24 protein-coding genes and 1 pseudogene are annotated in these 22,562 nt (G+C 57.7%); 10 read left to right on the forward strand and 15 right to left on the reverse strand.

Annotation, left to right across the window (positions count from 1 at the left end):
• Positions 1–10: 10 nt before the first annotated feature.
• The gene (gene ribD / locus ABLV54_RS09490) at positions 11–1,114 is read right to left on the reverse strand and encodes a bifunctional diaminohydroxyphosphoribosylaminopyrimidine deaminase/5-amino-6-(5-phosphoribosylamino)uracil reductase RibD (protein ID WP_050533096.1); all 1,104 of its coding nucleotides are present in this window, start codon (positions 1,112–1,114) and stop codon (positions 11–13) included.
• Between the two features lie 3 nt (positions 1,115–1,117).
• Positions 1,118–1,567, reverse strand: a complete 450-nt coding sequence (nrdR, locus tag ABLV54_RS09495; protein ID WP_002890417.1) for a transcriptional regulator NrdR — start codon at positions 1,565–1,567, stop codon at positions 1,118–1,120.
• A gap of 147 nt (positions 1,568–1,714) precedes the next feature.
• Here nrdR and ABLV54_RS09500 point away from each other — a divergent pair, with 147 nt between their 5' ends.
• A complete protein-coding gene (locus ABLV54_RS09500) occupies positions 1,715–2,254 on the forward strand; it encodes a DUF3251 domain-containing protein (protein ID WP_023288595.1) in 540 nt (179 codons plus the stop codon).
• 300 nt (positions 2,255–2,554) lie between these two features.
• Positions 2,555–3,439, forward strand: a complete 885-nt coding sequence (locus ABLV54_RS09505) for a nucleoside-specific channel-forming protein Tsx (protein ID WP_004204836.1) — start codon at positions 2,555–2,557, stop codon at positions 3,437–3,439.
• A gap of 51 nt (positions 3,440–3,490) precedes the next feature.
• Here ABLV54_RS09505 and ABLV54_RS09510 read toward each other — a convergent pair whose 3' ends face one another.
• From ABLV54_RS09510 to ABLV54_RS09545, 8 genes and pseudogenes are all read right to left on the reverse strand, one after another.
• Positions 3,491–4,177: a YafY family protein gene (locus tag ABLV54_RS09510; protein ID WP_050533097.1), complete on the reverse strand. Its 687-nt coding sequence runs from the start codon at positions 4,175–4,177 to the stop codon at positions 3,491–3,493.
• 24 nt (positions 4,178–4,201) lie between these two features.
• The gene (locus ABLV54_RS09515; RefSeq protein WP_016160371.1) at positions 4,202–4,567 is read right to left on the reverse strand and encodes a VOC family protein; all 366 of its coding nucleotides are present in this window, start codon (positions 4,565–4,567) and stop codon (positions 4,202–4,204) included.
• Between the two features lie 135 nt (positions 4,568–4,702).
• Positions 4,703–5,674 carry a protein translocase subunit SecF gene (gene secF / locus ABLV54_RS09520; protein ID WP_008805371.1) on the reverse strand — a complete coding sequence of 324 codons (972 nt, stop codon included), beginning with the start codon at positions 5,672–5,674 and terminating at the stop codon, positions 4,703–4,705.
• Positions 5,675–5,684: 10 nt separating this feature from the next.
• Entirely contained in the window at positions 5,685–7,532 is a 1,848-nt protein-coding gene (gene secD, locus ABLV54_RS09525) for a protein translocase subunit SecD (RefSeq protein ID WP_008805370.1), read from the reverse strand.
• Between the two features lie 26 nt (positions 7,533–7,558).
• Positions 7,559–7,891 (reverse strand): preprotein translocase subunit YajC, encoded by a 333-nt coding sequence (gene yajC / locus ABLV54_RS09530; RefSeq protein WP_002890398.1) that lies wholly within the window; start codon positions 7,889–7,891, stop codon positions 7,559–7,561.
• A gap of 22 nt (positions 7,892–7,913) precedes the next feature.
• The gene (gene tgt / locus ABLV54_RS09535) at positions 7,914–9,041 is read right to left on the reverse strand and encodes a tRNA guanosine(34) transglycosylase Tgt (RefSeq protein WP_002890395.1); all 1,128 of its coding nucleotides are present in this window, start codon (positions 9,039–9,041) and stop codon (positions 7,914–7,916) included.
• A gap of 108 nt (positions 9,042–9,149) precedes the next feature.
• Positions 9,150–10,214, reverse strand: a complete 1,065-nt coding sequence (queA, locus tag ABLV54_RS09540; RefSeq protein ID WP_004204841.1) for a tRNA preQ1(34) S-adenosylmethionine ribosyltransferase-isomerase QueA — start codon at positions 10,212–10,214, stop codon at positions 9,150–9,152.
• Positions 10,215–10,278: 64 nt separating this feature from the next.
• Positions 10,279–10,394: pseudogene (locus ABLV54_RS09545) on the reverse strand (hypothetical protein).
• Between the two features lie 88 nt (positions 10,395–10,482).
• Here ABLV54_RS09545 and acpH point away from each other — a divergent pair.
• The gene (gene acpH / locus ABLV54_RS09550) at positions 10,483–11,064 is read left to right on the forward strand and encodes an ACP phosphodiesterase (protein WP_023288592.1); all 582 of its coding nucleotides are present in this window, start codon (positions 10,483–10,485) and stop codon (positions 11,062–11,064) included.
• Between the two features lie 127 nt (positions 11,065–11,191).
• Positions 11,192–11,794, forward strand: coding sequence for a peroxiredoxin (locus ABLV54_RS09555; RefSeq protein ID WP_004178733.1), 603 nt, complete (start codon positions 11,192–11,194; stop codon positions 11,792–11,794).
• A gap of 144 nt (positions 11,795–11,938) precedes the next feature.
• On the opposite strand, the gene ABLV54_RS09560 is transcribed toward ABLV54_RS09555, so the two are convergent.
• The gene (locus ABLV54_RS09560) at positions 11,939–12,085 is read right to left on the reverse strand and encodes a hypothetical protein (protein ID WP_065812714.1); all 147 of its coding nucleotides are present in this window, start codon (positions 12,083–12,085) and stop codon (positions 11,939–11,941) included.
• 55 nt (positions 12,086–12,140) lie between these two features.
• On the opposite strand from ABLV54_RS09560, the gene ABLV54_RS09565 reads away from it, so the two are divergent.
• The 5 genes from ABLV54_RS09565 (at position 12,141) to fba (ending at position 16,207) form a co-directional block, all read left to right on the forward strand.
• The gene (locus ABLV54_RS09565; RefSeq protein ID WP_050533098.1) at positions 12,141–12,584 is read left to right on the forward strand and encodes a PTS sugar transporter subunit IIA; all 444 of its coding nucleotides are present in this window, start codon (positions 12,141–12,143) and stop codon (positions 12,582–12,584) included.
• 5 nt (positions 12,585–12,589) lie between these two features.
• Positions 12,590–12,877, forward strand: coding sequence for a PTS sugar transporter subunit IIB (locus ABLV54_RS09570; protein WP_017898931.1), 288 nt, complete (start codon positions 12,590–12,592; stop codon positions 12,875–12,877).
• Positions 12,878–12,897: 20 nt separating this feature from the next.
• Positions 12,898–14,289: a PTS ascorbate transporter subunit IIC gene (locus ABLV54_RS09575; RefSeq protein WP_044521232.1), complete on the forward strand. Its 1,392-nt coding sequence runs from the start codon at positions 12,898–12,900 to the stop codon at positions 14,287–14,289.
• A 65-nt stretch (positions 14,290–14,354) separates the two neighbouring features.
• Complete coding sequence (locus tag ABLV54_RS09580) at positions 14,355–15,317, forward strand: PfkB family carbohydrate kinase (protein WP_032453579.1); 963 nt, start codon at positions 14,355–14,357, stop codon at positions 15,315–15,317.
• 35 nt (positions 15,318–15,352) lie between these two features.
• A complete protein-coding gene (fba, locus tag ABLV54_RS09585) occupies positions 15,353–16,207 on the forward strand; it encodes a class II fructose-1,6-bisphosphate aldolase (protein ID WP_072096509.1) in 855 nt (284 codons plus the stop codon).
• Between the two features lie 58 nt (positions 16,208–16,265).
• Here the strand turns inward: fba and ABLV54_RS09590 are convergent, their stop codons facing one another.
• From ABLV54_RS09590 to ABLV54_RS09600, 3 genes are all read right to left on the reverse strand, one after another.
• Positions 16,266–18,134 carry an amidohydrolase gene (locus tag ABLV54_RS09590; RefSeq protein ID WP_050533100.1) on the reverse strand — a complete coding sequence of 623 codons (1,869 nt, stop codon included), beginning with the start codon at positions 18,132–18,134 and terminating at the stop codon, positions 16,266–16,268.
• A 24-nt stretch (positions 18,135–18,158) separates the two neighbouring features.
• Positions 18,159–18,704 carry an antibiotic biosynthesis monooxygenase gene (locus ABLV54_RS09595; protein ID WP_023288586.1) on the reverse strand — a complete coding sequence of 182 codons (546 nt, stop codon included), beginning with the start codon at positions 18,702–18,704 and terminating at the stop codon, positions 18,159–18,161.
• A 136-nt stretch (positions 18,705–18,840) separates the two neighbouring features.
• The gene (locus ABLV54_RS09600; protein ID WP_002890357.1) at positions 18,841–19,482 is read right to left on the reverse strand and encodes a hydrolase; all 642 of its coding nucleotides are present in this window, start codon (positions 19,480–19,482) and stop codon (positions 18,841–18,843) included.
• Between the two features lie 266 nt (positions 19,483–19,748).
• On the opposite strand from ABLV54_RS09600, the gene ABLV54_RS09605 reads away from it, so the two are divergent.
• Positions 19,749–20,651, forward strand: coding sequence for a LysR substrate-binding domain-containing protein (locus ABLV54_RS09605; RefSeq protein WP_023288585.1), 903 nt, complete (start codon positions 19,749–19,751; stop codon positions 20,649–20,651).
• Here the strand turns inward: ABLV54_RS09605 and malZ are convergent.
• Positions 20,648–22,465, reverse strand: a complete 1,818-nt coding sequence (malZ, locus tag ABLV54_RS09610; RefSeq protein ID WP_050533101.1) for a maltodextrin glucosidase — start codon at positions 22,463–22,465, stop codon at positions 20,648–20,650. The genes ABLV54_RS09605 and malZ overlap by 4 nt on opposite strands.
• Positions 22,466–22,562 lie beyond the last annotated feature (97 nt).

Raw genomic sequence — 22,562 nt, forward strand, 5'->3', positions numbered from 1 at the left:
CAGGAAAGCCTCACGCAGTGGTTAAATGCAGGCAGACATCCGGGCCAACCTGACGTATCTCATTGAATTTGAAATGGGGCGCCTGACTCAGTTCTTCAAGCCCCGGCAGCGCGCATAATCCACGCGCCGCATTGCCTAACAGTTTAGGCGCAATATAGACGATGAGCTCGTCGACCAGGCCCGCCTGCAGCAGCGCCCCGGCAAGCGTGGCCCCCGCCTCCACCCAGACGCTGTTGATCTGCTGTTTGCCGAGCAGCATCATCAGCAGCACCAGATCGAGATGGCCGTTATGTTCCGGAACCAGTAGCGTGCGCACGCTGTCCGGCCACTGGCGCTCATCGGCGCTCAGGCGGGCAAACAGCGTTTCCCCCGCCTGCTGCACAATACGATGCTCGGGCGTGACGCGGTTCTGGCTGTCGATAACGACGCGCAGCGGCTGGCGCAAATTCGCTTCGGGATACAGCGCCTGGGTATCGGCGCTCAGCTCCTGCCAGCGCACGGTCAGCGCCGGATCGTCCGCCAGCACGGTGGCGCTGCTGGTCAGGATAGCATGGCTCTGGGCGCGCATACGCTGCACGTCGCGTCGCGCCTGCGGGGAGGTGATCCACTGGCTTTCGCCGCTGGCCATCGCCGTGCGGCCGTCCAGCGAGGCGCCCAGCTTGAGCTGGACCCAGGGAAAACCGGTGCGCATCCGCTTCAGGAAGCCCTTATTCAGCGCTTCCGCCTCGTTCATCATCAGCCCGTGGCTGACGTCAATACCGGCCTGCTGCAGACGGTACAGGCCGCGCCCCGCCACCTGCGGGTTCGGATCCTGCATCGCGGCGACCACGCGGCTGACGCCGGCGGCAATCAGGGCGTCGCAGCACGGCGGCGTACGACCGTGGTGGCTGCAGGGCTCGAGGGTGACGTAGGCGGTGGCGCCTCGCGCCTTTTCCCTGGCCATCCGCAGGGCGTGCACTTCGGCATGCGGCTCGCCGGCGCGATAGTGAAACCCTTCGCCGACGATCTCGCCGTCTTTAACAATGACGCAGCCAACGTTAGGGTTAGGATGGGTGGTAAAGCGACCGCGGGCGGCGAGCTTGAGCGCACGCGCCATGTACATTTCGTCCTGCATGGCTTAGTCCTGTAAGCGGGCGATCTCTTCGCCGAATTCTTTGATATCTTCGAAGCTGCGATAGACCGACGCGAAGCGAATATAGGCGACTTTATCCAGTTTTTTCAGCTGCTCCATCACCAGGTTGCCGATCATTTTGCTGGCCACTTCGCGCTCGCCGGTGCCGCGCAGATGGGTTTTGATATGGTTGACCGCCATTTCGACGTCATCGGCGCTGACCGGACGTTTCTCCAGCGCTTTCAGCATCCCACTGCGCAGCTTGTCTTCGTTGAAGGGTTCACGCACATCGTTACTCTTCACCACCCGCGGCATGACCAGCTCCGCCACTTCGAAGGTGGTAAAGCGCTCATTACAGACCAGACACTGCCGACGGCGACGCACGGAAGAGCCTTCCCCTACCAGACGAGAGTCGATCACTTTGGTATCCACGGCGAAACAGAAAGGGCAATGCATAGCGCGTCCTGACAGGTAGTTAAACTGAAGGGTAGTTTACCGCGAAGTGACCTGACTACAAAGAAAGAGCTTTTGAGACAAAGGATCTATGGGAGAGTCAGGCGGTTTGGCTACCATTAAGCATCCTCTGCAAACGGAATCCTGACCATGACAAGACGTTACCTGAAACTCGCCATCGCGGGCAGCCTGTTTACCCTGACCGCCTGCGCCCAGCAAAGCGAAATCCGCCAGATGCACCAGAGCGTGAGTACGCTGAGCCAGGAGATGACCCAGCTCAATCAGCAAACGATCAAAATTACCCAGCAAAACGCGCTGAACGCGAAATCCACCCGCGGCGTCTATCTGCTGCCGGAGGCGAAAACCCCGGCGCGGCTGGAGAGCCAGATCGGCACCCTGCGCATGTCGGTGGCGAGCATTACGCCGGATGGCGACGGGTCACGCCTGACCTTACGTATTCAGGGCGAATCCAACGATCCGCTGCCGGCCTTTACCGCCACCGTCGCCTCCGGACAGATCACCGGCACTACCCACAGCTACCAGGAAGTGAATGTTCAGGATCAATTGATCAGCGCCCCGGCCAGCATTCTCGCCCCCAGCGATGTCGATATCCCGCTGCGCCTGAACGTGACGCCGGACAAAGTCGGTTTTATTCGCGTCCACGATATCCAGCCCGCCGCCGCGCAGTAAGCCTCGCCGCCGGGCTTCCCCCTGCCCGGCGACGCCCTGTCCCGTTATTCTTATCCACTTACAACTTTTCGCAAGAGTTCATTAGAAATCGTTCTGCATCGCGATTTTCAGTAGCATTTTGTCAAGAAATGCATAGAATCGTGAACGCAATCGATTACGCATGTTCTGGTTATGTGAAACAACACGTATTTTTGTGAGCAATGATTCCTATAATAGACCCCCACAGAAACACGAAATATTTAGAAACGCTTCGGCACTTCTTTTAACGCCTTCAGGCTCAATTTAAACAGTGGCATTACTATGAAAAAAACATTACTGGCAGCGGGTGCGGTTGTGGCGCTCTCCACTTCTTTTACCGCGGGCGCGGCAGAAAACGACAAACCGCAGTATCTGTCTGACTGGTGGCACCAGAGTGTTAACGTGGTGGGCAGCTACCACACCCGTTTTGGACCGCAGATCCGTAACGATACCTACCTGGAATACGAAGCGTTCGCCAAAAAAGACTGGTTTGATTTCTACGGTTATATCGATGCCCCGGTATTCTTCGGCGGCAACAGCACGGCAAAAGGTATCTGGAACAACGGCTCCCCGCTGTTTATGGAGATCGAACCGCGCTTCTCTATCGATAAGCTGACCAACACCGACCTGAGCTTCGGGCCGTTCAAAGAGTGGTATTTCGCGAACAACTATATCTACGATATGGGCCGCAATGACTCCCAGGAGCAGAGCACGTGGTATATGGGTCTGGGTACCGATATCGACACCGGCCTGCCGATGAGCCTGTCGCTGAACGTCTACGCCAAATACCAGTGGCAGAACTACGGCGCGTCCAACGAAAACGAGTGGGACGGTTACCGCTTCAAAGTGAAATACTTTGTGCCGCTGACCGACCTGTGGGGCGGTTCGCTGAGCTACATCGGCTTCACCAACTTCGACTGGGGCTCTGACCTCGGCGATGACAACTTCTACGATCTGAACGGGAAGCACGCGCGCACCAGCAACTCCATCGCCTCCAGCCATATCCTAGCGCTGAACTATGCGCACTGGCACTACTCGGTGGTGGCCCGTTACTTCCATAACGGCGGCCAGTGGGCTGACGATGCCAAGCTGAACTTCGGCGATGGCGATTTCAGCGTCCGCTCAACCGGTTGGGGTGGTTACTTCGTGGTTGGTTACAACTTCTGATTGCTGAAACGGCAGGACAGCGCCCGGGCCTCCCGGGCGTTTTTATTTCTCCTACACGTCGCAGCGGACCTTGCGCAGAAAATCGCTTAACGAGCGGTCGGCGCACTCGCTGAATCGACGCTCGGTCGCCCTGACCGCCAGACAGCGGTCGAGGCGAAAGTTGCGATAATCATTGCGCAGCTCGCACCAGGCCACCAGCAGCCAGCGCTCCCCCCAGAAAAACAGCCCCAGCGGCAGCACGTCGCGCTCGGTCACCCGACCGGACTCATCCTGATAGCGCAGCGCCAGCACCTGCTGGCCGGAGACCGCCTGATGAATGACGTCAAAGAAGGTTTTGGCATAGCGATGGGCGCCGAGATCGGGGGCAAACAGGCGGGTCTGCTCCGCCTGGCGCCGGCGCGCCTCCGGCAGGATCGCCAGCATCTTCTCCTGGGCAGACTCCAGCGATTGCGACAGCGCCTCGCCGCCCCAGGTTTTCAGCAGCCGGATCGCGGCGATCAGCGCTTCGGATTCTTTGGTGGTCAGCATTAGCGGCGGCAGATCATAACCCGCCAGCAGGCGATAACCACTCCCCGCCTCGCCCTCCACCGGCACGCCGGAGAGGGAGAGATCGCGAATATCGCGATACACGGTGCGCTCCGACACGCCCAGCCGCTCCGCCAGCAGCGCGGCGGTGGTGAGCCGCCTGCCGCGCAGGATCTGCACAATCTGAAATAAACGGTCGGCGCGTCGGGTCATGTCTCACTTCACAAAAAGTTCAGGTTAAGCCGGTTGGTGCAGGCCGACGCGGTTGCCCTCACTGTCAGTAAACAGCGCGATGGTGCCAATATCATTCGGCAGCGTCAGCGGCCCGAAAACACATGCCCCACCCGCCGAGGCAACGCGGTCGAGGGTGGCGGCAAGATGGTCTGTATGCAGGTAAATAATAGCGCCCTGCGCAGAGGGCGCGATACCCTCAAATTTGGCCAGCGCGCCGCCGGGGGCCGGATCCTGATGCGGGAACACCGCCAGCTCGGCGCAGTCCATGGTTTCGCGACGCAGCGTCACCTGCATCACCGGCTCATAAAACGCGACGGCGCGATCCATATCGGCGACCGGAATTTCAAACCAGTTAATCACGTTATTCATACTTCCTCCTGCTCGTTAGTGAGTTCAGAAGGAGTGTATGGGAGGGCTCCTGACAGCATACTGTCAGCAGGTTTTCTCGCGGGCAAAAAAAATCCCGGCGCCTGGCCGGGATTGCGTTATTTCAACTGAACTGTATTACGGCAGAATAGACGGCTGGTCCGCCCCTTCTTTTTCGACCTTCTGCTGCAGCAGATGCTCGCGCTTCATGCCCAGCTTCAACGCCAGCGCGGAGGCGACGTAGATAGAAGAAGCCGTACCGATGGAGACACCGATCAGCATGGTCAGCGAGAAGCCTTCCAGAATAGGGCCGCCGAACAGGAACAGCATCAGGATCACCATCAGGGTGGTCCCGGAGGTGATCAAGGTACGGTGCAGCGTCTGGGTCAACGACACGTTGAAGATCTCGTACGGCGTACCGCGGCGGATCTTACGGAAGTTTTCACGGATACGGTCCGATACCACGATACTGTCGTTCAGCGAGTAGCCGATAACCGACATCAACGAGGCCACAATGGTCAGGTCGATCTCGATATGGAATAGCGACAGCACCCCCATGGTGATCACCACGTCGTGCGCCAGGGCGATAACCACCCCCGCCGCCAGACGCCATTCGAAGCGGAAGCCGACGTAGATCAGGATACAGACCAGCGCGGCAATCAGCGCCAGGGCGCCGGTTTGCGCAAGGTCCGCGCCGACGCTCGGGCCGACAAACTCAATACGCTTCACCGCCGCGTTCTGGCTGGTCGATTCGTTAATCACCGTCACGACCTTGCTGCCCAGCTCCTGGCTGACGTTGGCGTCATGCACCGGCGGCATACGTACCATGATGTCGCGGCTGCTGCCAAAGTTCTGCACCTGCGGCTCTTCAAAGCCCGCTTTCTGCAGGGAATCGCGCATCTGGTCCAGATCGACCGGCTTCTCAAGGGTAATTTCGATCACCGTACCGCCGGTGAAATCGAGACCCCAGTTAAAGCCGCGGACGCCGATGATGGCGATCGACACAATCAGCAGAAAGCCTGAAATGCCGAAGGCCCAGTAGTCCCAGCGCATAAAGTCCCAGACTTTACGGCCGTGGTTCAATTGTTCAACAGTATATTCCTGTGCCACAACGCACTCCTCAGATAGACAGCTTTTTAACGCGCTTGCCGCCGTACAGCAGGTTCACGATGGCACGGGTGCCGACGATAGCGGTAAACATTGAGGTCGCGATACCGATACCGGTGGTAATCGCAAACCCTTTAATGGCACCGGTACCGACCGCGTACAGGATGATCACTTTGATAAGCGTCGTCACGTTGGCGTCGAAGATCGAGCTGAACGCGCCGCGATAACCTTCGTCAATCGCCTGCTGAACGGTACGCCCGTTGCTCAGCTCTTCTTTGATACGCTCGTTGATCAGAACGTTAGCATCGACCGCCACCGCAAGGGTTAACACGATACCCGCGATGCCCGGCATGGTCAGCGTCGCCCCCGGGATCAGGGACATAATGCCGACAATCAGCACCAGGTTGGCAATCAGCGCCGAGGTCGCAATCAGACCGAACTTCTTATAGAAGAGGATCATGAACAGGATAGAGACCACCAGACCGGCCAGACAGGCTTCCAGACCCTGCTTGATGTTCTGCATGCCAAGGGTTGGGCCGATAGTCCGCTCTTCGACGATCTGAATCGGCGCAATCAACGCGCCGGCACGCAGCAGCAGCGACAGCTGGCGAGCTTCGTTCGGGTTGCTGATACCGGTAATACGGAAGCTGTTGCCCAAGCGCGACTGGATGTTGGCGATGTTAATCACCTCTTCCTCTTTCGCCAGGATAGCGCGACCGTTGGCGTCTTTCTTACCGCTGTCTTTATACTCCACGAACAGGGTCGCCATCGGCTTGCCGATGTTGTCCTTGGTGAAGTTGGACATGATGTTGCCGCCCGCGCTGTCCAGCGAGATGTTGACCTGCGGCTGGTTGTACTCATCCATGCTGGAGGTCGAGTCGGTGATATGGTCACCGGTCAGGATCACCCGCTTGTACAGCACCACCGGCTGGCCTTCACGCGTCTCTTTCACTTCCGAGTCGCCCGGCACGCGGCCAGAGGCGGCGGCGGACTGGTCCACGTTGGTATTGACCAGACGGAACTCGAGGGTCGCGGTCGCGCCAAGGATCTCCTTCGCCCGCGCGGTATCCTGGATACCCGGCAGCTCAACCACGATACGGTCAGCGCCCTGACGCTGAACCAGCGGTTCGGCGACGCCCAGCTGGTTCACACGGTTACGCAGAATGTTAATGTTCTGCTGGACCGCATACTCACGAGCTTCTTTCAGGCGCTCATCGGTCATCACCGCTTTCAGGCTGTTGTCACCCTGAGAGGAGATCACCAGATCGCGATGGCGAGGGCTGAGATAAGAGATAGCCTGGTCGCGCGCCGCGCTGTCGCGGAAGACGATGCTCAGACCATAGTTGTCTTCCTTGCGCACGGTCGCGTAAGGAATGCCTTTGTCGCGCAGCTCGCTGCGCAGGCTATCGATGTTCTGTTCCTGCAGTTTGCCTAACGCGGTGTCCATGTCGACTTCCATCAGGAAGTGCACGCCGCCGCGCAGATCAAGACCCAGCTTCATCGGCTCGGCATAGAGTGCCGCCAGCCAGCGTGGGGTTGCCGGAGCAAGGTTTAGCGCCACGACGTATTTGTCACCCAACACGGTAAGCAGCGCTTCACGCGCGCGCAGCTGGGTATCAGTGGTGTCGAAGCGCGCAAGAATAGCGCCCTCTTCCAGTGCCACAGACTTCGCGGTAATTTTTTCTTCTTGTAAAGTTTTCTGGACCTGGATCAGCGTTTGCTCACTGGCGGCGACGCCGCGCGCGCCAGTGATTTGAACAGCCGGATCCTCACCATACAGGTTGGGAAGCGCATAGATCAGGCCGACGACAATGACGACGACCAGCATGACATACTTCCACAAAGGATAACGGTTTAACACGGCAGTTCCCTTTGGGAAAAGTTAGATTACAGCGCCTTCATGGTGCCTTTCGGCAGAACGGCAGCAACGAAGTCACGTTTGATAACCACTTCAGTGGTATCGTTCAGCGCGATAGCAATGTAGCCAGTTTCCGCTACTTTGGTCACGCGACCGACCAGACCGCCGTTGGTCAGCACTTCATCACCTTTGGCGATGGAGTTCATCAGGTTCTTATGTTCCTTGGTGCGCTTCTGCTGTGGACGCAGGATCATGAAGTAAAAAATCAGACCGAACACCACCAGCATCAGAATCAGAGACATCGGGCTGCCCTGCGCCGGTGCACCCGTTGCCGCTACCGCATCAGAAATAAAAAAGCTCATTGAAATTCCCTCATTATTAAAATTAATCAACGTTCAAAGGAGGCACGGTGCGCCCCTGACGTTGGTAAAAATCGGTCACGAAGCTCTCTAATTTACCCTCTTCGATAGCCTTGCGTAAACCAGCCATTAAACGCTGATAGTAGCGCAGGTTATGAATGGTATTGAGACGCGCGCCCAATATTTCGTTGCAACGGTCAAGGTGATGCAAGTAAGCGCGTGAATAATTGCGACATGTATAGCAATCACACTCGGCGTCCAGCGGCGCGGTATCGCTTTTGTGCTTCGCGTTGCGGATTTTCACCACGCCGTCGGTGACGAACAGGTGGCCGTTACGCGCGTTGCGCGTCGGCATGACGCAGTCGAACATATCGATACCGCGACGTACCCCTTCCACCAGATCTTCCGGCTTCCCGACGCCCATCAGGTATCGTGGTTTATCGGCCGGGATCTGCGGGCAGACGTGCTCCAGAATACGGTGCATGTCTTCCTTCGGCTCGCCGACCGCCAAACCGCCGACAGCGTAGCCATCAAAGCCAATCTCTACCAGACCTTTCACCGAGATATCACGTAAATCTTCGTAAACGCTGCCCTGAATGATGCCGAACAGCGCATTTTTATTGCCAAGGCTATCGAAACGGTCGCGGCTGCGCTTCGCCCAGCGCAGAGACATCTCCATCGAGCGCTTGGCGTAATCCCAGTCCGCCGGGTACGGCGTACATTCGTCGAAGATCATCACGATATCGGAACCGAGATCGTACTGAATCTCCATGGATTTTTCCGGATCGAGGAAAATCGGATCGCCGTTGATCGGGTTACGGAAGTGGACGCCCTGCTCGGTGATCTTACGGATATCGCCAAGGCTGAACACCTGGAAGCCGCCGGAGTCGGTCAGGATCGGTCCTTTCCACTGCATAAAATCGTGCAGATCGCCGTGCAGCTTCATGATCTCCTGACCCGGGCGCAGCCACAGGTGGAAGGTGTTGCCGAGAATAATCTGCGCGCCGGTGGCTTCCACCTCTTCCGGCGTCATCCCTTTGACGGTGCCGTAGGTGCCAACGGGCATAAAGGCCGGTGTTTCCACCACGCCGCGCTCAAACACCAGGCGACCGCGGCGGGCGCGACCGTCGGTGGTATCCAGTTCAAATTTCATGCTTGCTCCTGCGTCAGAAAAACAGTCCGACGTTTTGATACTCGCCACGGAATGATTCCGTGGCTAAAAATGCGTCATGGCGTGCCAAAAGCCGGCGGGCCGGCCTTTTCAGGGACGCTCAGAAATAGCCTGCGGATTGTACGTGATAAACATCGCATCCCCGTAGCTAAAAAAGCGATATTTCTGCTCCACCGCTACCTTATAGGCGTTCATGGTGTGCTGATAACCCGCAAACGCCGACACCAGCATAATCAGTGTGGATTCAGGGAGATGGAAGTTGGTCACCAGCGCATCGATCACCTGGTACTGATAACCCGGATAGATGAAAATCTGCGTATCGTCGAAGAACGGCGCGATCAGGGCGTCTTTCGCCGCCTGCGCCGCGCTCTCCAGCGAGCGTACCGAGGTGGTGCCCACCGCGATCACGCGATTGCCGCGCGCTTTCGCCGCCAGCACCGCATCGACCACCTCCTGCGGCACTTCCGCATATTCTGAGTGCATAGTGTGCTCTTCAATGCTGTCGACGCGCACCGGCTGGAAGGTACCCGCGCCCACGTGCAGGGTGACAAACGCCATCTCAACGCCTTTAGCGCGCAGTTTATCCAGCAGCGGTTCGTCGAAGTGCAGACCCGCGGTCGGGGCGGCTACCGCGCCCGGCCGGGTACCGTAGACGGTTTGATAGAGCTCGCGGTCAGCGTCTTCGTCCGGGCGATCAATGTAGGGCGGCAGCGGCATATGGCCGATCCCGTTAAGGATCTCCAGCACCGGGCGCTCGTCGTTAAATTCCACTTCAAACAGCGCGCCGTGACGCGCCAGCATGGTGGCCTGAATGCTCTCGTCGTCGCCCAGCAGCAGCTCGGCGCCCGGCTTCGGCGCTTTCGAGGCGCGAATATGGGCGAGGATGCGCTTATCATCCAGCATCCGCTCCACCAGCACTTCAATCTTACCGCCGCTGGCCTTGCGGCCGAACAGACGCGCCGGGATCACCCGGGTGTTGTTAAACACCAGCAGATCGCCGGGATTGAGCTTATCGAGGATGTCGGTGAAGGTGCCATGCGTCAGCGCGCCCGTCGGCCCGTCCAGGGAGAGTAAGCGGCAGCTACTGCGCTCAGGCATCGGATAGTGGGCGATCAGGGATTCGGGTAGTTCAAAAGCAAAATCGGTAACGCGCATGACGATAACTCAGACTGAATAAAGAGGCGGGTAGTCTAGTGCCGGGGCGGTCTGCCTGCAACCTTTACCCCTCCGGATGAATGACATAATCTATATTCCAAATCATTCCGAATGCCGCCATGCGGCAGCCGAATGCATCACCGGTGGCAGAGGGCCGCGCGCGGCCAGACAGCACGCCATCCGGGCACCGGGGCTGCCGTTCAGGGCGACGCGCAGCGCTACACCGCTCACTCTGCCCGCCAGAAAGTATTTGAAGGATGTCGTCACTATGAATTTTCTCGCCCACCTGCACCTGGCCCATCTCGCCGACAGTTCGCTGCCCGGCAATCTGATGGCCGACTTTGTGCGCGGCAACCCGCAGGGCGACTATCCGGCGGAGATTGTTGACGGCATCTATATGCATCGGCGGATTGACGTGCTGACTGACAACCTGGCGGAAGTCAAAGAGGCGCGGGAGTGGTTTCGCCCGCAGACCCGCCGCGTCGCCCCGATCACCCTCGACGTCATGTGGGATCATTTCCTGTCGCAGCACTGGGCGCAGCTCTCCCCTGACCTGCCGCTGGAGGAGTTCGTGCGCTACGCCGAGCGGCAGATCGTCCCCATCCTGCCCGACTCGCCGCCCCGCTTCGTCAATCTCAACCAATATCTCTGGTCGGAGCGCTGGCTGGAACGCTATCAGGAGATGGATTTTATTCAGCGCGTGCTTAACGGCATGGCCAGCCGCCGCCCGCGTCTCGAGGCGCTGCGCGACTCCTGGCAGGATCTGGATACCCACTACGACCGGCTGGAGGGGCAGTTCTGGCGCTTTTATCCGCAGATGATGCGTCAGGCGAAAAACAAACAGCTGTAATCGCTGCGACATTGATAGGTAAAAGCTGGCTGAACGATTGTCGGTGCCTCTTTGTGTTATTGGCGGACAGGCTCTATACTTGCCCGCGTTGCGTTCCAAATAACCTTAGTAATTACAGGAGAATCAAATGGTTCTGGTCACTCGTCAAGCGCCGGATTTTACTGCAGCCGCTGTGCTGGGTAATGGTGAGATCGTTGAGAAATTCAATTTCAAACAGCACACCAACGGTAAACCTACCGTTCTGTTCTTCTGGCCGATGGACTTCACCTTCGTTTGCCCGTCTGAGCTGATCGCGTTCGACAAACGTTACGAAGAATTCCAGAAACGCGGCGTGGAAGTGGTTGGCGTTTCCTTCGACTCCGAGTTCGTGCACAACGCATGGCGTAACACCCCGGTAGACCAGGGCGGTATCGGCCCGGTTAAATACGCGATGGTTGCTGACATCAAACGTGAAATCCAGAAAGCTTACGGTATCGAGCATCCGGACGAAGGCGTTGCCCTGCGTGGTTCCTTCCTGATCGACGCTAACGGCGTGGTTCGCCACCAGGTGGTTAACGACCTGCCGCTGGGCCGTAACATCGACGAAATGCTGCGTATGGTTGACGCGCTGCAGTTCCACGAAGAGCACGGCGAAGTTTGCCCGGCGCAGTGGGAAAAAGGAAAAGAAGGTATGGCTGCCTCTCCGGAAGGCGTTGCAAAATACCTGACCGAAAACGTCTCCAGCCTGTAATCGGCACACGTTTTTATAAAAGGCTCGCTCAGGCGGGCCTTTTTTGTTAGCGACGTCAAAATTTAGAAAAATGACCCGGCGATATTTGTGACCAGGAATACACTTCTGCCGAAAAATTTCGCTCTGCCTCTCATTTTTTCTCTGTCAAATTTCAGCGCCAAATCTCAACCACTCCATAACCCACTGAAAATCATATAAATTATTTATATGGTTTTCTGCCGGCACTTTGCCGTCGATGTGATCGCCATCAATATTTAAAACCGCGGATGTGATCTCATCCATCATTTTTATCAATGTATTTGGTCATGATTTTACTCAGGAACAGGAATACGTTCAGGAGAAGAGAATGGATATTATTTTTGACCCGACGTTAATCGCCCTGAAGCAGAATATTTCCCATGCGGAAGAGGCCATCGAACTGGCGGGTTCATTACTCGCCAGGCGTCAGATTTGCAGCGCCGAATATGTCAGCGAGATGCTGACGGTATACGAAGATTTTGGCGCCGCCATCGTGATAGATGACGGGATTGCCATGCCGCACGCCCGCCCGGAAAAAGGGGCATTGCAGACCGGATTTTCGCTTGTCACCACCGCCACGCCAGTGACCTTCGGCCACGATGAGTTCGATCCGGTTAACGTCGTCATCGCCATCGCCGGCGCCGATGCTGACAGTCATATCAAAATGATCCAACTGATAGCCTCGCTGATCGAGTCAGATATCGTGACCTTTCTTCAGCAGGAAACTGACGTGAATTCAGTCTTACATTTCATCCAAAAACAAATGGAGTAGTCATTATGTTAGTTATCAGAACGGTTTGTGGTAACGGTATTGGCAGTTCATTGATGGCTGCGAATAATGTGAAGAAGATCTGTGAAGAATTAGGTATCAAAGCGGACGTCGCCTCGGTCGATTTTGCTAACGCCGTCGGGGAAAAAGCCGACCTTTATGTCACGATCAAAGAACTGGCAAATCAATTTCCGGCCCACTGTCATGTCGCCATTATTCGCAGCTATGTCCATAAAGCAAAAATCGCCGAGGATATTACCGACGCGCTGATGAAAATTGCTGCGACTCACTCTTAATCAGCATAGAGGGAACGACCATGCAGGCTATTCTTAGTTTCTTAACGGAAATATTCAGTCAACCCGCTTTTTTAATGGGGCTTATCGCCTTCGTTGGCTTAGTGGCGCTGCGCTCCCCCGGCAACAAACTCCTTACCGGCACATTAAAGCCGATTTTAGGCTATTTGATGTTGAGCGCTGGCGCAGGCGTTATCGTTGCCAATCTCAACCCGTTGGGCGGCATTATCGAAGCGGGATTTAATATCCGCGGCGTTATTCCGAACAATGAAGCCATTGTCTCCGTCGCCCAGAAGATGCTGGGCGTGGAAACCATGAGTATTTTGCTGTTGGGCTTTATTTTCAATCTGATCATTGCCCGCTGCACAAAATATAAATATATCTTTCTCACCGGTCATCACTCATTCTTTCTCGCCTGCCTGTTCTCCGCCGTCCTGCAGGCGGCGGAGTTCCAGGGCTGGATGTTGATCCTGATCGGCGGATTCCTGCTGGGCTCATGGTCGGCCATCTCCCCCGCCATTGGCCAGCGTTACACCAGGCAGGTGACCGAGGACGGCGGGATCGCCATGGGCCATTTCGGCTCTCTGGGCTACTACCTCTCGGCGTGGATCGCCAGCCGGACCGGTAATCCGGCAAACTCCTTCGCCGATACCGAAATCTCAGAGAAATGGGGTTTTCTGCGCGATACCACCGTCACCACCGGTATCGTGATGTTTGTTATCTACTTTATCTGCAGCGCTGTCGCCGGGTCGGCGTACCTGAGCACCATCACCGACCAGAACATGCTGATCTTCTCCGTGCTGACCGGTCTGCAGTTCGCCGTTGGCGTAGCCATTGTCTACAACGGCGTGCGCTTGATCCTGGGCGATCTGGTGCCGGCATTCCAGGGCATCAGCCAGAAACTGATCCCGGACTCCATCCCGGCCGTTGACTGCGCGGTGTTCTTTACCTTTAGCCCCACCGCGGTGGTGGTGGGATTCATCAGCTCCTTTGTGGGCGGGCTGGTCGGGATGCTCATGCTCGGCGGTCTGGGCATGGCGCTGATTATTCCCGGCATGGTGCCGCACTTCTTCTGCGGCGGTACCTCCGGGGTCTTTGCCGACAAGCTGGGCGGTAAGCGCGGTTGTATCATCGCCGCCTTTATCGGCGGGATCTTCCTGGCCTTCCTGCCGGCGATGCTGCTGCCGGCGCTCGGCAACCTCGGGTTTGAAAACAGCACCTTCGCCGATTTCGACTTCGCGGTGTGGGGCATCATTATCGGTAACGCGTTTACCCAGTTTGGCCAGGTCACTATCTACCTGATTTGTCTGGCGCTGCTCGTCGCGCTGCTGGCGCCTTTCTGCTTCCGTCAGGTTCGGGTGGTGGGCAACACGCTCAGCTATGAGGAGCTTATCGCCAAGCAGAAAAATGAATAAGCGAGGTCATTTTTCCCGGCGGGACGGTCAAGCTTCCCGCCGCTGACAAATAATCAGGAGTGGTTATGGCTATTTTGTCCATTGGATTTGCTTGTTTCGATCAGTTTTTCTTTCTCAATGAATGGCCCCAGGAGAATACTAAAAACTTTTGTCATGATTTTATCGAAAGCGGCGGCGGCCCGGCGGCCAATGCGGCCTGGCTGCTGGGATTATGGGGGGAGGAGGTCTATTACATCGGCCATCTGCATCAGGATCTTTACGGTCAGCGCATTATCGATGAGTTTGCCGAAGCGGGCGTGGATACCAGCCAGGTGGTTTTCTCCGATGACATGATCACCCCGCTGGCCTCGGTGCTCGTCAATCGCTTAACGGGTTCGCGGACGATTATTACCCGCAAGATGCAAACACCGCCTTCCCTGACCTACGATCAAAAGCTCAAACTGGACGATCTCGCCGAGCGACTGATTGCCGCCGAGGAGCCAGTCACTATTTTAATTGACGGCCATGAGGCGGAAATCAGTGAATATTTAATTAAGAAACTGCCCAACGCCAGAGTCGTGATGGACGGCGGGTCACTGCGTGCCAGCAATATTAAACTGGCGGCCTGGACCGACTATTTTGTGGTGAGCGAACATTTTGCCCGCGACTATATGAGCTATCGCTCGCTGAGCACCGAAGCAGAAATTAAAGCGGCGCTGATTGAGCTGAATAAAATTTGCCGCGGCGAGGCATTTATTACCCTTGGCGAAAAAGGCTGCGCTTTTTTAAAAAGCGGAATGCTGCAGATCGTTCCTTCCTGGCTGTGCAATGCCGTGGATACCACCGGAGCCGGGGATGTATTTCACGGCGCCTTCACCTATGGCGTCCACTACTCATGGCACATAGATAATATTATTTTATTTGCCAGCCTCACCGCCGCCATTTCTATTGAGAAAAAAGGGGTACGGGAATCTATGCCGGACCTGGCGGTCGTCCACCACTCGTTAAATAGCTACGAGAGAAACTTAAAGCAATATTTTGAAGAATAACTGTATTTAATAAATATCAAGAGGTGAATATGTTAGTGTCGATGAAGGACATGCTTCAGCATGCCCTGAGGGACGGCTACGCCGTCGGTCAGTTCAACATTAATAATCTGGAGTGGGTTGGCGCCGTATTAAGCACCGCCCAGCAGTGCCGCTCACCGGTTATTTTGGGCGTGTCCGGCGGCACGGTTAAGCATATGCTCGGGTTAAAATGTATTCATGGCATCGTGGTTAACGCCATGGAGTATTTACATATTGATGTTCCGGTGGCGCTGCATCTGGATCATGGCACCACCCGGGAGGCCTGCGAAGCGGCGATCGCCGCCGGCTTCAGTTCCATTATGTTTGATGGCTCACATCTGCCGTTCAGGGAAAACCTGGCCATTACCCGCCACCTGGTGACGCTGGCGCACAGCAAAGGTATCTCCGTGGAGGCCGAACTGGGGACTATCGCCGGTAGCGAAGACGGCATTGTCAATTCCGAAGTCATCTATGCCGATCCGCAGGAGTGCTACACCCTGGTGACAGAAACCCAGGTGGACTGCCTCGCCGCCGCGCTGGGCTCCACCCATGGCCTGTATAAAGGCAAAGCCAGGCTGGGATTTAGCGAGATGAAAGCCATTGCCGAGCGGGTGAAGGTTCCGCTGGTGCTGCATGGCGGCACCGGTATTGCCGATGAGGATATGCGCCGGGCGATTGCCTGCGGCACCGCCAAGATTAACGTTAATACCGAAAATATGTACGCCTGGTGCCAGCAGGTGAAGGCGATCTTCGCTGCCGATACCGGGCACGATGTGAACGATCCGCGGAAAGTGATCGCCCAGGGGCTGCAGCCGGTACGCGAGATGATTGCCCGCCGCATGGCGCTATTTGGCTCACAGCAGCGCTATTGATGCGGGAAAGGTGGCTGAGACCTCCGCCCCTTAGCTACCGGGGCGGAGGCGTCAGGCATCAGAAGGCAAAGCAGGAGCAGCCCAGCACGCCCCAGAAGGCCTGCTCGTCGGAGACCGGGATCGACGATTTCCGCGCGATATCATGCTGATGGCCGTGAACGCCGCAGCTACCGCAGCACTGGTGCATCTGTACCATGGCGCCAATTTTAGCCGCCGCCGGCGGAGCGGAACGGTAATGGCCCGGGACCTTCACCACCGGCGACCACTCCGGCAGCACCGGAATGGGCGGCGGCGCCAGCGGCGAGAAGTGACCGGCGGCATACACCACTTTGCCGTCAACCACCGTCAGCACCGACTCAATGCCTTTGATCTCCTCTTCCGCGACGCTGAAATAGTCCTTCGACAGCACCACCAGATCGGCAAGCTGACCGGCGGCCAGACGGCCCTTTTTCCCCTGCTCGCTGGAGAACCAGGCGCTGCCCGCCGTCCACAGCTCCAGCGCGACATCGCGCGGCAGCCGGTTGTTATCGTCATACATCGCCATCCCGCCGACGGTGCGCCCGGAGACCAGCCAGTACAGCGCGGTCCACGGGTTATAGCTGGCGACGCGGGTGGCATCGGTCCCCAACCCTACCGGTACGTCCAGCTCCAGCATCTTCGCCACCGGCGGCGTATGTTTCACCGCCTCTTTGCCGTAGCGATCGACAAAATATTCGCCCTGGAAGGCCATCCAGTGCTGCACCGCAATGCCGCCCCCCAGCGCCTTCACCCGCTCAATGTTGCGCTCGGTAATGGTCTCGGCATGGTCGAAGAACCAGTGCAGGCCATTAAACGGAATGTCGCGGTTCACCTTCTCAAACACGTCCAGCATCCGGCTGATGGACTCGTCGTAGGTGGCATGCAGGCGGAACGGCCAGCGATGTTCCACCAGGTGGCGCACCACCCGCTCCAGCTCATCCTCCATGCCTTGCGGCAGATCCGGCCGCGGCTGCAGGAAATCTTCAAAATCCGCCGCCGAAAATACCAGCATCTCGCCGGCGCCGTTGGCGCGATAGAAGTCGGTCCCCTGCCCCGGCTTCAGCATGTCGGTCCAGCGTTCGAAGTCCTCCAGCTCCTGCTTCGGCCGCTGGGTAAACAGGTTGTAGGCGATGCGCACGGTCATTTGCTCTTTCGCGTGCAGCTGTTCGATAATTTCGTAATCTTCCGGGTAGTTCTGGAAACCGCCCCCGGCGTCGATGGCGCTGGTCAGCCCCAGCCGGTTCAGCTCGCGCATAAACTGGCGGGTGGAGTTCACCTGCAGATCCAGCGGCAGCTTCGGCCCTTTGGCCAGGGTGGCATAGAGGATCATGGCGTTTGGTTTGGCGATCAGCATCCCGGTCGGGTTGCCGTGGCTATCGCGGACGATCTCGCCGCCCGCCGGATCCGGCGTCTCTTTGGTATATCCCACAGCTTTCAGCGCCGCGCGGTTCAGCAGCGCGCGATCGTAGAGATGCAGCACAAACACCGGCGTATCGGGCGCCGCGTCGTTTAGCTCTTCCAGGGTCGGCATCCGTCGTTCGGCGAACTGGAATTCGCTCCAGCCGCCGACCACCCGCACCCACTGCGGGGAGGGTGTGCGATCCGCCTGCTCCTTGAGCATTCGCAGCGCATCGGCCAGCGAGGGCACCCCCTCCCAGCGGAGCTCAAGGTTGTAGTTCAACCCACCGCGGATCAGGTGCAGGTGAGAATCGTTGAGGCCCGGGATCACCGTATGCCCTTTGAGATCGACGATCTGCGTCCCCTCGGCGGCAAAGCTCATGATCCGATCGTGGCTTCCGGTGGCAACAATTTTTCCGTCGGCGATGGCCACGGCTTCCGCCAGCGGATTCGCGCGATCGAGGGTATGAATCTGGCCGTGGGTCAGAATCAGTGTGGCAGTTTGCGACATAACGCACTCCTTGGGGAGGCTGACTCAGTTTTTCTTCAACCAGCCAGCAAACAGGCGGGTCACGATGGGCATCCAGAACCAGACCACCAGCGCAACCACGCAGGCATCATTGATCAGGTGCAGCAGCAGGCTCCCCTTAAGCGACGGCAACAGCATGCCGGTCACCGCCGGCACCAGGTTGGTGCTGGGGAAAATCACCAGCAGGGTGATCAGAAACTGTTTCCAGCGCCGCGGCTGGCGCACATTCGCCACCGGCGGGGTAAACCAGAAGGCCGGTTCGGTCCGCACCTCCGTCCGATCGCCCTCCGTCAACAGCGGGGCAATCTCCGCCACCAGCTGACGACGGGTTTCCGACTGCGTCCAGGCGTAGAGATGCTCCAGGGTGTCGAAGCGGATAATCACGCTCCACAGATTCTGCCCTGCGGCGGGCCGGATCACATTCGCCCCGAGATGGCCGGGAAATTCAGCCGCGATGGGCATGATTTTGCCGAGCCACTCTTCGTAGCGCTGGCCGTGTTGCGGATCGAGCAGATGGCTGATGACCAGGGTCACCGATTTTTGCTGCGCCATAAAGAGTTCCTTGCTTCAGGGGAATGGCAGGATTGCTCCTGCCATTCGCGATAAATGGCTCTGCACAACATCATTCATGCTGCGTCTGGGCGGACAAACGCAGCCAACAAAGAGGCAGCTTGAAGGATGAAGTGAGTTACGCTTTACGCTCTGGCGCGCCGTGCACCATGGTATAAGCGTAATCCACGCCCATCCCGTAGGCGCCGCTGTGTTCGCGCACCAGGTCCATGACCGCATCGTAAGTCGCTTTGCGCGACCAGTCGCGCTGGTACTCCAGCAACACCTGCTGCCAGGTCACCGGCACCGCACCCGCCTGCACCATCCGGTCAATAGAACGCTCATGGGCGTCGACAGAGGTACCGCCGGAGGTATCGGTGACCACATACACTTCGTAGCCCGCCTCCAGGGCCATCAGCGCCGGAAACGTCAGGCAAACTTCGGTCCACAGAGCGGAGATCACCAGCTTTTTACGGCCGGTCGCTTTCACCGCCGCGACGAAGGCATCGTCTTCCCAGGAGTTCATTGAAGTACGCTCAATCGGCTTGACGTCAGGATGCACGGCCAATAATTCCGGCCAGATATAACCGCTGAAGCTTTTGGTCTCTACGGAAGTGTAAATCACCGGTACATTAAAAATTTTGCCAGCTTTGGCCAGCGCCACGGTGTTATTTTTGAGGGTCTGGCGATCGATATTCGCCACGCCAAATGACATCTGTGGTTGATGATCAATAAAGATAAGGGCGGAATTAGTGGGATCGAGCAGTTCACGAATAGACATTAAATACCTTCTTAATCAATGAGTTAAAAAGATGACATGATGGTTAATGCGTCGTGTAGATCCTGACTGATAAAGCATGGTGAGTATAGCCAGTTATTTCTAACAAGTTATTAAAGTTTTTTTGTGATTTATATTTTGTCGGCGGTGAGTATTGACTCATGCCAGCTTTCATCAAATTTTTACGTCAAACTGTTCTGATTTATTCACTGGCATTGATTATTGCGCTTAGGTACAACAAGGGGAAAATAAATTAATGGAACCCCCTGATGCGCGTAAACTTTGATGTTCTGATGATCCTTGATGCGCTGGACCGACACGGATCCTTCGCCACCGCCGCGGAGTCGCTGTATAAAACCCCCGCCGCGCTGAGCTATATGATCCAGAAGCTGGAGAACGATCTGGATATTGTCTTATTGGATCGCTCCGGTCACCGGGCGAAGTTTACCGATACCGGGCGATTGATGCTCGAGAAAGGACGCCAGCTGTTGAGCGCCGCCAGAGATCTGGAAAAGCAGGCCCAGCAGCTAAGCGCCGGCTGGGAGCGAGAGCTGGCGATCGCCCTCGACGCCTCGTTTCCCTTTTCAGCCCTGCTGCCGCTGATCGCCGAGTTCTACGCGCAAAACCCGCAGACGCGGCTGAACTTCAGTCATCACACCCTCGCCGGTTCGTGGGAAGAGCTGACCCACCATGGCGCGGATATTATCCTCGGCGCCATCAATGAGCCGCCTACCTCCGCCGAGTGGTCATGGCAAACCCTTGGCGCGCTGGATAACATTTTCGTGGTCGCCCCGACCCACCCGCTGGCCGGCGCGGAAGCGCCGCTCAGCAATAAGCAGCTCAGCCAGCACCGGGCGGTAGTGATCCGCGACAGCGCCCGCTATTGCCATCCGCTGAACAGCAACCTGCTTGATGAACAACCGCAAATTGGCGTCGATGATTTCGCCAGCAAAGTCGAACTGCTGTGCGCCGGGCTGGGCTGCGGCTTTCTGCCGCGTCATATCGCCCGCCCGTGGCTGGAAAAAGGCTGTCTGGTGGAGAAAAGCGTCGCCTGCTGGCGGGAAAAAGATATCACCTACATGGCCTGGCGCAGCGGGAATGACGGGCTGGCTCAGCGCTGGTGGCGGGAGGCGCTCCTCCGCGACGACCTGCTGAGCCAGCTCTATCGTTAACGGCCGGACCAGACGCAGGCGGAGATAGCCGGGAGGGTCAGCACCCCGTCATGGAAGGCGCCAGCGCCTTCCTGCAGCGTCCAGGCCCCCACGTCCAGCAGCGGCGAATCCTCAATAACCACCTCGCAGGCTTCGCCGCGGTTAATCGCCACCAGCACCCGCTGCTGTTTATAGACGCGGACAAACACCACCACGTTATCCTCGGCGTAAATCACCTGGCAGCCGCCGTAGCGCAGCGCCTGCTGGGCTTTACGCAGTTTCGCCATCCGCTGATACAGCGCCAGCAGCTGGGTATCCTGCAGCGCCGGATCCCACGGGAACGGTTTACGGCAGAACGGATCGTTATTGCCATCCACGCCCACCTCGTCGCCGTAGTAGATGCACGGTACCCCCGGCCAGCTGAACAGCCACACCACCGCCAGCGGCAGGCGCGCTACGTCTTTGCCAAGGAGAGATTTAAAACGCGCCGTATCATGGCTGTCGAGCTGATTGAACATCCGTAGCTGCTGCTGATGCGACAGCCCGGCGCGATAATTATCCATCCACGCCATACAGGTCTGGGCGTCTATCTTCTGCGGATCGTAAGAGATATCGGTATTGGCAAGGAATCCCCAGATCGGGAAAGTGAAGCCGCGGTAGTTCATTGCCGAATCTTCGGCATCCGCCTGCAGCCACTGGCGCGCGTCGCCAAAATGTTCGCCAAAGACAAAGGCTTCCGGCTGCGTTTGCTTCGCCGCCTGGGTGATGCCGGCGATATGCCGCAGGTTATTTCGCGCCCCGCCGCCTTCGCCGAGCATATGCACCACGTCCAGACGCCAGCCGTCCATGCTCCACGGCGCCTTCAGCCAGTGGCGTACGATGCTGTCCTCGCCGGCATAGATCTCGTTGACCAGGCTGGTCGACCGATAGTCGAGCTTCGGCAGACTGGCATAACCCAGCCAGTTGTGCGCCTGCCCCTCCCCGGAGAAGGTAAACCAGTCGCGCCACGGGGAGTCCGGATGATGGCCGGCGCCGCCGCTGCCCTGCTGGTGACGGTCGAACCAGGGATGGGAATCGCCGGTATGGTTGAACACGCCGTCGAGGATCATGCGCATTCCCGCCCGCTGGGTGTTATGGCGCAAGCGGAGCAGCGCCGCGTCGCCGCCAAACTGCGGATCGACGCGCCGATAATCCTCCGTGTCATATTTATGCACGCTGGGGGCGGCGAAAACCGGGTTCAGATACAGGGCGGTCACGCCGAGCTGCTTCAGGTACGGCAGTTTTTCGCTGATGCCGTCGAGATCGCCGCCGTAGAACGTCGATCCGCCCGCCTCGCCGGTAAGCGGTTCGTCCCACGCCTTGCGCACAATCTCCCGTCCCGCCGCGTGATGGTAATAGACCGCATCCTGTTCGCCGTCACGCGCAGCGCTGCGGGCAAAGCGATCGGGGAAAATCTGATAGAAAACCTGATCGGCCACCCACTGCGGGCCGGCGTCCGGCAGGTCGACGGCGAACTGCTCCAGCCTGGCCGGCGGAAAACGGCTGAAGCCCTGCGGCGTAAACCAGCGCTGATGGTCGGCCCACAGCAGCTTAAAGCTGTAGCGGCGGCGCGGCTGACCGCTGGCGAGATGGATTTCACCGCGCCATGCCACCACCCCCGGCCTCGGCGCCTGGCGGAGGCGCTGCATCGGCAGCGACAGCTCTTCGTTATCTTCTTCCGCGCGCAGCGTGATCCGCTGCGGCAGCGACTCACCGCTTAACCACAGGGTAATAAACAGTCGGTCCGGTTGCACCTTGATAAAGGGTGCAACCGGAAGGTGCCATGCCTTCAACATCGTGAATCCTCATTGTGCAGAATGGGCACACCTTGCCATAGCCGTCAGGCACAGAACTCATCGTCACAGGATTTTTTGGGGGAGGATAACGGGGGAG

Source organism: Klebsiella sp. JB_Kp042, assembly GCF_040065275.1.
In the GTDB taxonomy this organism is placed as follows: Bacteria; Pseudomonadota; Gammaproteobacteria; order Enterobacterales; family Enterobacteriaceae; genus Klebsiella; species Klebsiella quasipneumoniae.